12 protein-coding genes are annotated in these 13926 nt (G+C 36.9%); 7 read left to right on the top strand and 5 right to left on the bottom strand.

The genetic code is table 11. The features are described from left to right. Positions 1–3: 3 nt before the first annotated feature. Positions 4–480: a regulatory protein RecX gene (locus tag ACFSQP_RS05845; RefSeq protein ID WP_376892477.1), complete on the top strand. Its 477-nt coding sequence runs from the start codon at positions 4–6 to the stop codon at positions 478–480. A 56-nt stretch (positions 481–536) separates the two neighbouring features. Here ACFSQP_RS05845 and ACFSQP_RS05840 read toward each other — a convergent pair whose 3' ends face one another. The 4 genes from ACFSQP_RS05840 to ACFSQP_RS05825 all read right to left on the bottom strand — a co-directional run bounded on the left by ACFSQP_RS05840 (position 537) and on the right by ACFSQP_RS05825 (position 6309). Then, positions 537–1064, bottom strand: a complete 528-nt coding sequence (locus ACFSQP_RS05840) for a DUF6646 family protein (RefSeq protein ID WP_376892476.1) — start codon at positions 1062–1064, stop codon at positions 537–539. 85 nt (positions 1065–1149) lie between these two features. Beyond that, positions 1150–3333 carry a T9SS type A sorting domain-containing protein gene (locus tag ACFSQP_RS05835; RefSeq protein ID WP_376892475.1) on the bottom strand — a complete coding sequence of 728 codons (2184 nt, stop codon included), beginning with the start codon at positions 3331–3333 and terminating at the stop codon, positions 1150–1152. A 137-nt stretch (positions 3334–3470) separates the two neighbouring features. Beyond that, complete coding sequence (locus tag ACFSQP_RS05830; RefSeq protein WP_376892474.1) at positions 3471–4346, bottom strand: cupin-like domain-containing protein; 876 nt, start codon at positions 4344–4346, stop codon at positions 3471–3473. Positions 4347–4494: 148 nt separating this feature from the next. Next, complete coding sequence (locus ACFSQP_RS05825) at positions 4495–6309, bottom strand: TonB-dependent receptor plug domain-containing protein (protein ID WP_376892473.1); 1815 nt, start codon at positions 6307–6309, stop codon at positions 4495–4497. A 79-nt stretch (positions 6310–6388) separates the two neighbouring features. Between ACFSQP_RS05825 and ACFSQP_RS05820 the strand changes: the two genes are divergently transcribed. The 6 genes from ACFSQP_RS05820 to ACFSQP_RS05795 all read left to right on the top strand — a co-directional run bounded on the left by ACFSQP_RS05820 (position 6389) and on the right by ACFSQP_RS05795 (position 13355). Then, on the top strand, positions 6389–7894 hold the full coding sequence (locus tag ACFSQP_RS05820; protein ID WP_376892472.1) for an aminotransferase-like domain-containing protein: 1506 nt from the start codon (positions 6389–6391) through the stop codon (positions 7892–7894). 349 nt (positions 7895–8243) lie between these two features. Then, positions 8244–8597 (top strand): hypothetical protein, encoded by a 354-nt coding sequence (locus ACFSQP_RS05815; protein WP_376892471.1) that lies wholly within the window; start codon positions 8244–8246, stop codon positions 8595–8597. Next, entirely contained in the window at positions 8594–9163 is a 570-nt protein-coding gene (locus ACFSQP_RS05810) for a hypothetical protein (protein ID WP_376892470.1), read from the top strand. The genes ACFSQP_RS05815 and ACFSQP_RS05810 overlap by 4 nt, the downstream gene beginning before the upstream one ends. A 51-nt stretch (positions 9164–9214) precedes the next feature. Next, entirely contained in the window at positions 9215–10999 is a 1785-nt protein-coding gene (locus ACFSQP_RS05805; protein WP_376892469.1) for a T9SS type A sorting domain-containing protein, read from the top strand. Positions 11000–11065: 66 nt separating this feature from the next. Next, positions 11066–11506: a LexA family protein gene (locus tag ACFSQP_RS05800; protein ID WP_376892468.1), complete on the top strand. Its 441-nt coding sequence runs from the start codon at positions 11066–11068 to the stop codon at positions 11504–11506. Positions 11507–11543: 37 nt separating this feature from the next. Further along, positions 11544–13355, top strand: coding sequence for a sodium:solute symporter family protein (locus ACFSQP_RS05795; protein ID WP_376892467.1), 1812 nt, complete (start codon positions 11544–11546; stop codon positions 13353–13355). Between the two features lie 233 nt (positions 13356–13588). Here ACFSQP_RS05795 and ACFSQP_RS05790 read toward each other — a convergent pair whose 3' ends face one another. Continuing rightward, positions 13589–13882 carry a F0F1 ATP synthase subunit epsilon gene (locus tag ACFSQP_RS05790; RefSeq protein ID WP_376892466.1) on the bottom strand — a complete coding sequence of 98 codons (294 nt, stop codon included), beginning with the start codon at positions 13880–13882 and terminating at the stop codon, positions 13589–13591. Positions 13883–13926 lie beyond the last annotated feature (44 nt).

Raw genomic sequence — 13926 nt, 5'->3', positions numbered from 1 at the left:
CCAATGAATTCGGTTAAAACCTATACAGTAGAAGAGGCCAAACGCAAATTAGAAAGCTATTGCGCATATCAAGAGCGCTGTCATCAGGAGGTTTCGAATAAGTTGTTGGCTATGCGCATGATTCCAGAAGCCGTAGATGTTGTTATTGTTCATTTATTAGAACACGATTTTCTAAATGAAACCCGTTTCGCCCAATCCTATGTACACGGCAAATTTAATATCAAAAAGTGGGGTAAACAGCGTTTGCGTTTAGAATTAAAAAAACGAGCCATTAGCAAATACAATATTGATGTTGCCTTAAAACAGATTTCGGAACAGGCCTATTTAGAAACCTTAGATGCTTTAGCAGCTAAAAAAGTACAACTATTAGCTCGTGAAAAAAATACCTGGGTTAAACGAAAAAAATTAGCCGATTACCTCTTGTATCGCGGTTGGGAAAGTCATTTGGTGTATGCTAAAGTAGCTGAACTAGTTCCATAAAAAAAGGTCTTTTATGCTTTACAAAAGACCTTTTTTTTTAGCAGTAACTAGTTTTATTACAGGTTAAAAACCGCACCTACATTAACTGCAAATTGGTTGTGAATTTCCTCGGCAGGGGTAAGTTTTTGTTTGTATTTTGCTATGGGGAATTGCGCTTCTGTATACAAACCAAATCCAGATGTAAAGAAGTAGCGCGCACCTACATGGCCACCAAAGTTTTTTAAACTAAAACTTAATCCAGGATAAAAATCGAAATTTTCATCTATTTTTAAAACGTTTCCAATGTTGGCATTAAATCGTGCTTTTAAGTCGAAGCGGTCATCAAAATCAGCTTTACTTACAACGGTTACGCCATCTACTTTTACACCATCTTGCAAGGTGCTGGACAAACCTAAAGCATAGCTTGAGCTAAAACCTATGGAAATATTTTCGCCTAAACCAACATCGTAGCTAACATTTAAGCCGGTTGCATCCGATTGTAAGTTGGCGCCCACCTGAAATTTCTGATCTCCTTTTCCAATAAACGCTTGGCCATTTGCAAATGAAACCATTAGAATTGCGGCAATAACTAATAACTTTTTCATAAAAATGATTTTAAAATTTACTCCGCAAATGTATTAATTAATTTCCTGCTTAAACCGACATCTGGTTGTAAAGTAATTAGGAATGTTAAATAATTATTTTTTTAACGATTACCGTGTCTGCATCCAAAACAATATTGGCTAGATAAACACCTTTGGCTAAAGTGTTGTTATGATTAAACGTTATTTTTTGCGCATTTCCGCTTAAAAAATGTACTGGTTTGCCCGCCAAATTGAACAAAGTAACTTGTGTAATGCGTTTATGCGAGTTGGTTTTAAAGTCAATGCTTTGTGGGTTGTTGTACACAACCGATACTTCTTGTGTTTGGTTAGTAAGCTGGTTTGTACTTAAAGTGTTAATATCAAAAACAATAACAAATCTGTCGTTAAATGTACCAGTAGTCGAGGTAAAGCTATAATCGGACGTTTTTAAATTATGCGTAATATTTAGTAGGTTGTCTACTAGGTAAACGGCATTTTCGTCCATAAAATCACCTTGTAGTTTGGCAATGGAAAGCTTGTAAATGGTAGGCTCTGTTATGGTAGTATAAAACCCTAAAGCGAGTTGTTCGTTTGTATTTAAGCTGGCACTGGCTTTACCTTGTATGGCATATTTTTTATCGGTAAATTCCGGAATGGTTGTGTATAATATGGCAGGTACGTTGCTAGATAGATTACGTTCTGTATCAAAAGCAACACCATCGTTTCCATTGGTAGCTTCGTCTACATAGGCAACTAAAGTTTGGCAAAATATACCGTTGTCTGATGTTAAGTTTAACCATATTTTATTGGCGGTTTCTGGTCCGCGAAAAAACTGACTATTATTGGTCTGGTCTGCCATACGCATACTGTTCGTAAAGGTAACATTATTGGTTGCCAAGGCTTGAACAAAAAAGCCTTGGCCAGATGGTATATACCTATTAGGAATTATATTTTTTCCACCCGCAATTTCACCACTTCCTGCATTAATTATGGCGTAATCGTCCGTAGAAAAGTTATACACCTCGTTACCACTGCCATTGGCATCTGCTACAGATGCATGAGACCACAAGTAAATGGCGCCTCCAATTTTACTGGCATTTACGGCAAAAAAGGCATCGGCACTAATGGCAGATGGATAGGGATTTCCAATAAGATTCCAATCTTTGTCGCCATTATCCCCATTGTAATATAGCGGCGTTGTAATAGTTCCGGTATTAAAGGGTCCTTCAAAACTAAAGTCGTATGTGTTTCCTGGGCTAAAACCACCAGAACTTTGGGAGGTAGCATAACCTGCACCAGGCGTTAATACAACATTGTCCGCAAGGTAGGCCCAATCGTCTCCGTTATCGTCAATATCGTCGTGTCCGGCTACAAACGTATTGGTGTTTCCTACTTCTTTTAAAACATCTAGGAAATTTTGGGCGTTATACCAATAGCGTCTGCTGGAACTGGCCTCGGCAAATGCATTTGCAGCTGTAATACCATTAACTGGCGATGACCAATACGTGTAATCATACCAACGGGCCAATGGCGATGTGGTTTTATTAACCTGTGCTGCGCCTCCCGTTTTAATGGTAAAACTTGCCGTATCGGACACTTGTACAAAAGCGCCTTGAGTTTCCACGGTTAGTTGGCCGTAAACGTCTACATGTTCCTGTATTTTTGCATAGCTACCGTTATCTACTGTAAGTGTGGCGCCAGTGGCCACAGCCAAGCTGTACACATTTAGGTTGCCATTGGTTGCGGCGCTATAATTGGCACTAATAGTTATGCTGTGGTTTTTGCTTGGCAAACCGTTTGTCCAAGAAGTTCCATTCCACGAAGTTGCTTCGGGTTGTACAAAACCTTCTAGAAAAATGACTTTATTGTAAGCAGGATTTGGTGGTGCGGAAGGCGCTGTTATATCTAGGTTGCCTGTGTGTTCTTTTACATCTAAACTGGCTTTTAAACGAACATAAAATACAATATCTTCGGTAGTAATTTCAAAACCGTTTATGGTAAAACCGGATGAGTAGCCTGAATTCAAGTTTTGAGATACTTCAAAACCATTGGGAGCTGTTATGGTTACAAATGACCTGGTTCTTAAATTATTAGTGGGCAGTGATATGCTTTGTGCTGAAGAGGGGCCATTGGAGTAAACATAACTAAAACCACTTAAACTGCTAGGTAGTGTTCTGGGCGCTTCTGCCTTTACAGAGGCATAAAAAGTTGATGTGTTTTCGGAGGCAATGGTGGTCTTATTTACAATAAATAATAGTGCAAATAGGAAAGTGTAGTGTAGGGCTTTCATATTAAAGTAGGTTAAAATGGATATGCTAAACTACTATAAATCTGTTACTTTCGGAATTAAAACGCACTTTTTTTCGATAAAATACACGTTTTCTTTAAGTTGGTTAAGAAAAAACTTACATTTTTACCCCTTTTATGTCAAGTTGCATGTTGGTTCATGTGCGTATTGGTGCGTATAACGGCCTGTTTGTTTTTCCAATCTATCCATGCTTGCCCTTTTAGGCGGCGCATCATATTATCAAAATGCCGCATAATTACTATGTTATAAATGGCTTTTGCCAGGTTTTTTGGGTTTCTTGGAATAGCGCGTAAGCTCATAGAAAATCCTGGCGTAAGGTATTTCATATAATGCCAATAGCCTTCTGGAATATAAAGCATTTCGCCGTGTTTTAAAATGGTTTTATAACCAGAAGCATGTTGTAATGCGGGCCATTTATTAAAATCGGGGTCCGAAAAATTAATATCCTCCCGGGTTATTAAAGCATGGGGAACTTTGTATAGGTATTTGTTTTGTTGCTGATTAAATAGAACAATTTCTTTGTTGCCTTGAAAATGAAAGTGAAAAATATTAGCTAAATCAATATCATAATGCATAAAAGTATGCGAGTTGGTACCGCCAAAAAAAAGCATGGGTAACCCCTTAATGAGCCGTAAACCAAAATCCGGATATGTAAAATCCTGTTGCAGAGCTGGCACCTCTTTTAAAATATTCCAAAGAAAAATGCGGTATTTGGTGGGTTCTTTTTTTAGCAGATTAATATACGCGCTCATTTTCATTTTGGCGTGCGGCTGGTTAAATCCGTCTTTATAATCTACCGGCCTATCGTCGTAAAGTGGTACTGTTTTTGTTCCAGCCACTTTACTCATGTAATCTAAATTCCATTTTGTATAAGCGGGCCAGTCTTCTATAAACCGTTCTACTACCACCGGTTTTTGCGGTTTAAAATACTGCTTTAAAAAATCCGCTTTTGTTATGGTTTTAACGCGCGGAATTTGTTCTAGATTTAGTTTCACAGGCTAACCTTTAGAAATGTAAATTTAATAAAATGATAATAAAGCTCGCTATTATTTTTCATTCTTATTTACATTCCTGGGCGTTTGTTTTGCAGTACAACAATTATTATTTAAAGGCTTTCAAACTCGTTTTATAGGTGTTATGCGTTTACTTAAACTGGTATGTAAGTCCAAATAAAACCAAGCCTTTTACAGCAGGTACCAAATTGGTTTCGGTATAATCTGCTTGAAAAATATTATTAGCGGTTACAGAAAAATTGAAGTTTTTAAACTCATAATTTAAACTGGCATCGTATACATTATAACTGTCGCCAATAGTGCGTTGCGCATAACGATACACAATAGAATGCGAGATGTTTTTGAAAAATTGACTTCTAAAAGTCGCCACAAATTGATGTTTTAAGGAGTTTACCGAATAGCGTGAAAAGTTTGAGGACACCTCTTTTAAATCGTCTTCCAAAAAGGTGTATCCCAGACTCATTTTTTGTGTAAAGTTGGCCATAAAAAAGCTGTAATCTGTTTGCGCTTCAAAGCCCATAGTGTTTAATTCGGCTATGTTTGTGGCTTGCCACGGACTAGCAAGGTCATTTTTTACATAATCTATTAATTTTTTGGAATCTCTGTTGAAAAACGCACCAGAAAAACGGAATCCTTTATAAGTAAATTTCACACCTATCTCTTCAGAAATGGCCTCTTCTGGATCTAACTGCTCGTTGCCTAATTCTGTGGGACTTGTATAATACAAATCTGTGTATGTTGGTATCCTATAGGTGTATCCAATGTTTCCATATAGTTGAAAATTATCGGTAACTTGATAGCCTATATCCACACCTGGGAAGGCATGAAATTTAAAATCGGAAAAATAACTTACAGCAACGCCAGGTGTTATGGAAAGGGCGTCATTTAAAAGTGAAAACCGATGTTCTAAAAATAAATTGGTAGTAAACCGGTTGTGGTTTCCTAAATTATTGCTGGCAATATAGGTTTGCGACACATCCAAACCAAAACCAGTAATACCTAATCCAGATTGGTACGATGCATTTACTTCAGCACTAATTTTATTGGTTTGGTGTAAATTCCTGTAAACGTCTGGATTGTTTCTAATAAACACATACATATCCTGATTTCTGCGCCAGTATAAACGGGGTTTCCAGGTTAATTTCCCCGATTTTATTTCAGTTGAAAAACCCACTAAACTGGTTTGTGTTTCTTCATATTGATCCTTGGCAGCTGGCGACGCATAAAAGCCATTAGCGCCAAATTTGCGCTCTTGGTAGTTAGCAATAAATGAAATTGGCAAACTGTTTTTATTCAAAATACTTTTAATGAAATAACTCTGGTTATCAAAATCGGTGTTATACCGATAGCCATCGGATGTATTTTTAGACACATGAATAATATGCGACGAATTTTCAAAATTACTGCCAACCGTTATAGCGGCGTTTTTTTGGCCATACGAACCGCCTTCTGCTTGAAGTGTTAGGCCCGTGTTCATGTCTTTTTTAGTTACAATATTAATAGCGCCAGTAAAGGCATTTTGTCCAAAAACACGCGCAGCTGGACCTTTTATAATTTCAATGCGCTCAATAACTTCTAAAGGCAATGCCATATTTAAGGTATGATGTCCGGTTTGGGCATCGTCCAGTTTCATGCCATCAATAAGTAGTAAGGTTTGATCAAAACTACCACCGCGAATGTATAAATCGGCTTGAGACCCATCGGCTCCGCGACGTCTAACATCCACACCGGCTACTTGTTGAAGCAAATCGGCTACATTAGTAGTGGCACTATTTTTAATATCGGTGCTGGTAATTATGCTGATGGTTCTGGAGTTTTCTTTAAAAGGCAAATCAATTCGGCTAGAGGTAATAACAACCGAATCTAATGCCTGTTGCGGAGATTCTTGTGCCAAACTGGTTTTAATAGTAACAAGTAAGAGTAAGCCTAATGGAAGTAGTTTCATATAAAAAAATATTCATGTTTCTAAAGGACGGCAAAATTCGTAACTTTCCGGCATATTAAGCTAGTCCAGTTTTAAATATATGAATAGTCCGGTTACCGATTTACTAAAAAAACTCATTCATTTCGAAAAAGCGTTAGTAACGCCCGTATATATTCAAATTGCCCAACAGATTATAAATGCCATTCAGCGTGGCTATTTAATGGAAGGAACAGTCCTACCCGGAACGCGTAATTTGGCCGTTTTATTGGCTATTAATAGAAACACCGCTGTAGCTGTTTATGAAGAATTAGCATCGCAAGGTTGGGTAGATATGGTGCCTAATAGAGGAACTTTTGTTTTAATGCCTGAACAAAAAACGGCACCAATAAAAGCGCCTGCTCAGGGTCTGGAAAAATTACGCGATTATCCAATTTCCACTGGTTTTCCGTTTCAACCGTCGTTTAATTTGGCTCCAACAGACGCGTTTTTAGTCTGTAAGTATGTTATAAACGATGGGCAACCCGATTTACGCTTGCATCCTACCTATCAATTTTCACGTATGTATAGCGCCTCTATGAAACGGGCAGCGTTAATAGCCAAATGGAACCAAACCAATGAGCAATCTGCTACCACTTTCAATTTAAATTTGGCCAACTATTTAAATGCCACGCGGGGTTTTCATATTACTTCTAAAAATATAATGAGTACGCGTAGCACGGAAATGAGTTTGTATATCGTGTCGCAAATTTTAATAAAACAAGCCGATGTGGTTTTGGTGGCGGATTTAAGCCACTATAAATCGAATATGATTTTTCAGCAGGCGGGTGCTAATATTATCACCATTCCCGTGGACGAATATGGGCTAGATGTAGATTATATTAAAACCCATTTTACCAAGCACAGCATCCGGTGCGTGTATGTTTGTGCGCATAGGCAGTATCCAACAACGGTAACATTAAGTGCCGAAAGGCGTTTAAAACTATTGCAATTGGCAAAAGCCTATAAGTTTGCGATTATTGAAGACGATTTTGATTACGATTTTCAATTTGAAGGGTCTGCCATGTTGCCCATGGCGAGTTCGGATGCACATGGTGTCGTGATTTATTTAGGGAAATTAGGGCAGTCGTTTTTCCCGAGTTTTCAAGTCGGATTTGTAGTAGCACCTCAAACTATTATTAACGAAGCAAAAAACTATTTACAAATATTAGATAAACAAGGCGATTTAATCCAGAAACAAATGCTTTCTGAACTAATTGTAGAGGGCGAAATTCATCGTTTAATTAAAAAAAATATGACAGTTTATAAGCAAAGACGCGATTTTTTAGGTGAAACCTTACAAGACTATTTCCAATCGCTTGCCACTTGGGAATTACCTACGGGTGGTTTGGCTATTTGGTTGCGTTTTGAACCGCGGATTTCGCTTATTGAATTGGCTAAAAAAGCGCAAGAAAACGATTTGTTTTTACCCAAAACCATACTCTATCAAAATAAAGATATCTGTGCTATTAGACTTGGGTTTGGTCATTTAAATGAAGTTGATATTGAAATAGTTGTCCAAAAATTAAAATCAAGTTATGATGCTGTGGTTAGCCAAAAAGGTAATTAAAATGCGCCATTTATTCTTTGTGGAATTCTGTTTTACAATTGATTTTGATGATCTAATGCAACTTTAATTTATGGTTAAGTGGGAGTAATTTTATAAACTTTTCGATGAAGTGCATAAAAATTTGTTAAAATTCTTTTTTTTCCATGAATTTTTTTGTTTAGCTTTGAAAAGCTTTAGGTTTTTCAATTTAAAAAGCCGATTATTTGAAAGATTTTGAGCACCCAGATTAATCATAAATTAGCGCTAGTTTTTTATTCTCCTTCTTGGCTAGAAGTATTAAGACCCTCACTAAATAATGACGGCTTTTGTTATTTTGATTCGGCTTTTTTTTAACTAAAAACTTATGATTATGAAAATTAATAACTTATTCATGTTTATTATGTTTCTTTCTGTTGTGCTAGCTTGTTCTGATAATGAAGAAATTACACAACAAGAAACAAGGGCAGTACAGAAAACAGAAGCTATGAAACAATTTGAAGCTTCTTTTATAGGAATTGCAAAACAGCAAGCAAACCTTAAACAGTCAAAATTAAATCCAGAAACTTTAAACCCCGAAGTTTTAGCAACAGCCTCACAATATCTTTTAAGTCAAGGTGTATTGGTGGAGCAGAAAGCAAATCAAGCAGCAGTTATTAAGCAAGCTTTAGACTTACACTTAAAGCAGTTGCAGGAATTACAAACCTTACAAAACCAAAAGCCATGAAAAAGATAACTATTTTATTAATGTTTTTGGTAAATGTGGTCGCATTTGCTCAAACAAAAAGACCACTTTATGTTTATAATTATACTCAATTTGAAGTTGAATTTCAAATAAATACGGTAGTAGAAACAGGAGATTGGGGAGATTATCCAATCCTTAAGTCTGATAATACTTATGTTATTAGTCCGTACAGTAATTTTGAAAAAGTGAATTTAAGTGTAAATGGAGTAGCTTTTGCGGCACCAAGCACGCCAGCTATTGCAATATGGGATAGGAAAACATCTTCGGGAGCACCTTGGATGTTAACACCTCCAGCACTGGGTCAAGCTGTATTTGGTCCAACCCAAAAATGGCATTTTATTAAAAAGGAATTACAATATAATGGTGTAGGCTCTTATTTAAGCGGTAATATTGGATTCGAAGGCAATACACAATTTGATTCTTTTGATGAACAGTACATTGGAGCACCATTTGATACAACTGTCAACGTGCAGTGGTTTGAAACTGTAGATGATACTGATCCAACCAATGTTATCATAACAACATATATTTTATTTGGAGAATTTTAATGATAAGCAACTGGGTTCTCAAGATCCAGTTGTTTTATTTTATAAAAAAGGATGAAACACTTTATAGTATGTACACTACTGATTATTAGCTTTCGTGCTAATGCACAGAACCTAGAATGGAACACCTATTTTGGTCCAGAGGGCATAATATTGGTTGGAACAGAATTGGATAGTCAAGGAAACCTATACATTGCGACAAGCAATTCCTATACAACCTTGTCAATGGATGGTTATTACAACCATATGGTAATGGGAAATACTTTTCAACCCAATTATAGTGGTAGCGGTAGTAGTGAAGGAATACTATCTAAATTTTCTGCTGAAGGTGACTTACTGTGGTCTACTTTCTATGGCGATGGCACGGAAGCCCAAAACTATGGTACAGGATTTAATGATATTACAATAGATAATAATGACAATATTTACACTATAGGTTCTACGGGTTCTAAATTTATGAGTACACTTAATGAAGCACCTATAAGTAATAATGAATTTTACAGATATCATGTTTTGGTATCAAAATTTAATGCAGCAGGGCAACGTCTTTGGTCACGATATATGGGAGGTTTATTTGAGGATAGTGGTGTTCGCATTCAATATCATGATGGGTTTTTATATTTATCGGGTGATACCTATAGTGCTAATGGCATTGCTACAGCAGGCAGTTTTCAGCCTACCATTCCAATGCAAGATCCGCCACATTCCGTAAGCTATTTAACCAAAATGGATTTAGATGGTACTGTTATCTGGAGTACCTATTATGGTCAACATGATGTTGCTGATGGTATTTCGGGTCTGGCAATTGGCGACACAGGGATTTATGTGGTTGGGTTTATTATTGATTTTGACGGAAATCCATTTTATGCCACGCCTAGTTGTTTTCAGCCTCAAAATTATATGGGGAAAGACCTTTTTTTAACCAAGTTTTCTTTTGATGGCGACCGTCTGTGGAGCACCTATATTGGAGGTCCGGGGAATGAATTGGTATCCTTTGAATCTATTGCAACCTACCAAGATGTGGTATATATAGCCGATGTCACAACTACGGATATAAACATTGCTACGCCTAATGGTTTTAATCCTACAAAAGAATCTGGGAGAAACAGTGCCTTTATCATGAAGTTTAATGGAAACGGCGAGCAACTTTGGGGTTCCTATTATGGCTATATGAATCCTGCTATAAGTTCTTTTAATGTACAAAATACCATTGTACAAACAGATACTAATGGCAATGTGTATTTACAAGGCAATACTATGTTGGATAATATGGCAACAGCAGGTGCTTATCAAGAAACTATTAGTAATAATCCCATACAAGGAAGTAGAGGTAATGACGATGCGTTTATGCTTAAACTTACGCCTGAAGGCGTGCCTATTTGGGGAACTTATTATGGAGGAACAGCCAAAGAAACAGGTATTAAAACGGTAATTGGTGATGATTTTTTCTATTTAATTGGCAATACAATAAGTACTGATTTGCCCACTACAGCAGACAGCTTTCAACCAGATTATATAACTTCAGAAGCTATGGTATCAAGAAGGTACAATGGTTATATCGCTAAATTTTCAACACAAAATTTAGGGGTTGCGGAGTTTACTAATTCAGAAGCAATAACAATCTATCCAAATCCTGTAACGGATAACCTGTTAATCAACTCAAAAGAACCGTTAAAAGAGATCTCTATGTTTGATGTTACGGGAAAACTACTGATAAAAAAACCTATAAGTGCTTTAGAAGCACAGGTATCTATGGCCAATTTTGCTACGGGTTATTATATACTTATGATAGAAACAAATTCTGGTCAGGTTTATAATAAAAAAATTATTAAAAAATAATAGCTTTTACAATATCTTCTTCTCAAAAATTTAGCTTAATTCACTACATTAGTTGCAAAAACAGATATGGAATTAAAGCAATCAACAAACTTAACATTTTTCACACCCGATTTATCAGAAAATTCAGGTGCTGTTTTTTTAGATACTGGTATTTCTGCAGGATTTCCATCGCCGGCAGAAGATTTTAAAGAGGAACGTTTATCCTTGGATACCATGTTGGTTAAAAATAAGATGGCTACATTTTATGCACGTGTATCAGGGCAAAGTATGATTGATGCCGGTTTAGATGATAATGATTTATTGGTTATTGATAGAAGTTTGGAGCCAGAAAACAACCGTATTGCGGTCTGTTTTTTAGATGGCGAATTTACGGTAAAACGCCTCCGTGTTGAAAAAGATGGTGTGTGGTTGCAACCAGAAAATGCCATGTATCAACCCATAAAAATTACGGAAGAAAACGATTTTGTTATTTGGGGTATTGTTACCAATGTGATTAAAAAAGTGTAAGTAAGCCTAACTATTCCAAAGAAAACGGTCACTATTTATGGTAGAATTATCTGTACTTGATGTTTCCTTAATTATTATATTTTTTGCAATTACGCTTTTTATAGGTATTTACGTTTCCAAACAATCTGGAAAATCGGCTTCCGAGTATTTTTTATCAGGGCGCAATATGCCTTGGTGGTTGTTAGGGGTTTCTATGGTGGCAACAACCTTTTCTACAGATACACCCAATTTAGTAACCGATATCGTAAGAACCAATGGCGTTTCTGGAAACTGGGTTTGGTGGGCGTTTTTGCTAACAGGTTTACTTACTGTTTTCGTGTATGCGAAGTTGTGGCGAAAATCGGACGTTAACACGGATATCGAGTTTTATGAATTGCGCTACGGTGGAAAACCAGCGCGTTTTTTACGAGCGTTTCGCGCCATTTATTTAGGCATTATTTTTAATATTTTAGCCATGTCTGCCGTAACATTAGCAGCTATAAAAATTGGTGCTATTATGTTGGGTTTACAACCTTGGGAAACGGTTATATATGCTGGAACTATAACCGTTATTTTTAGTGCCTTGGGTGGTTTTAAAGGGGTGGTTTACACCGATTTTATTTTATTCTTTACGGCTATGGCTGGTGCTTTAGGTGCTGCCTATTATCTGGTAGGTTTGCCCGAAGTAGGTGGATTGGAAGCCATGCTTAAACACGAAAATGTAGCCGATAAATTAAATATCCTACCAGACTTTACCAATACGGAAGCCTTAATTACTTTATTAATTATTCCGTTAGCGGTACAATGGTGGAGCTCCTGGTATCCGGGTGCAGAACCTGGCGGTGGTGGTTATATTGCCCAACGTATGTTGGCGGCAAAAAATGAAAATCATGCTATTGGCGCCACCTTCTTTTTTAATATTATGCATTACGCGCTGCGTCCTTGGCCATGGATTATTGTGGCTTTGGCGTCATTAGTGGTGTTTCCAGATATTGCGAGTATTCAGGAAGCCTTTCCTTTAGTAGCAGCGGATAAATTAGGTCAGGATTTAGCGTATTCCGCTATGCTTACCAAGTTGCCAAGTGGTTTATTAGGCTTGGTTTTAGCATCGTTGGTTGCAGCGTATATGAGTACCATTTCAACTCATTTAAATTGGGGCGCCTCCTATATAGTAAACGATTATTACAAACAGCAAATTAATCCAGAAGCTTCAGAAAAGCAATTGGTAGCTGTCGGGCGCGTGGCGACTATTGTTTTAATGGTTTGCAGCGCGTTATTAGCATTGGTTTTAACTAATGCCTTGCAACTATTTGATATTATTTTAATGTTTGGTGCTGGAACGGGTTTAATTTTTATTTTACGATGGTTTTGGTGGCGCATCAATGCTTGGAGCGAAATTTCGGCTATGTTTGTATCTGGATTTGTCTCCATTATTTTAAATTTCACAGATCTAGGAGCCTTTTGTTTTGGCGATGATGCCCTCATGCCGGGATGGGCGAAATTCCCCATGATTGTTTTAGTAACCACTATTGTATGGGTGGCAGTTACCTTTATTACCCAAGCAGAAAGCAAAACGGTTTTACAAAAATTTTATAAGAAAATTCAACCAGGTGGTCCAGGATGGAACAAAGTGGTTCATGAAGCACGTGCAAATAATTTGGAGTTGGTGGACACAAAGCAACGTTGGAGTGTGCCTTCTGGAATTTTAGCGATGTTAGTGGGGTGTGCGCTTATTTACAGTATTATGTTTGCAACAGGCTATTTTATTTATGGTGCGTATTTACACGGCTTTTTCGTGTTGTTAGGTGCTATTACATTTGCTTTAGTGCTTGTTAAACTCTGGAAGAAAATTCGCGTTAGCATACTCTAGCGTTTACTGGTTTTTATGTGTGGTTTAAATTTATGTGGCTTTATCTTATAGGCAGCGTTTGCATATAGTTGGGGATGAAGTTATAGCTGCTGTATTGCGTTTTTTTTAGGAATTTTTAGCTGGTTGGAATAGAATGTACTAGTCATCGGGATGTAGCTCTTATACATATCAAAAAAAGTCCTTACTTTTTACAAGTAAGGACTTTTTTTGTTTTATAAAGTTTGATGCCGTGGTTAATCGGCTAAAATAATAACTTTATTATCTTTCATTTCAAGTGTACCTGAATTGATTTTTACGGTTAGGATTTTTTTATCATCATGATGGGGAACAACAGAACCGTGTAAGTCGTCAAATTCTAAATGACTTTGTGTGTGTGTGCTTATTTTTATGGTGCCTTCTGTTAATAACGACACAATAGGGGCGTGGTTATTTAACATTTCAAATTCACCATTTATACTTGGCACAGCCACAGAATCTACTTCCGAGCTAAACAAAGTGGCCTCTGGCGATACAATTTCTAAATACATAATTTTTTGTGTTTAGTTGAACGTTTAAGCGTGCAACCTCTGGA

The sequence above is a fragment of the Bizionia sediminis genome (genome assembly GCF_042684585.1).
GTDB lineage: Bacteria > Bacteroidota > Bacteroidia > Flavobacteriales > Flavobacteriaceae > Algorimicrobium > Algorimicrobium sediminis.
The sequence above is the reverse complement of the archived record's forward strand: the minus strand, read 5'-3'. Positions and strand labels throughout refer to the sequence as shown.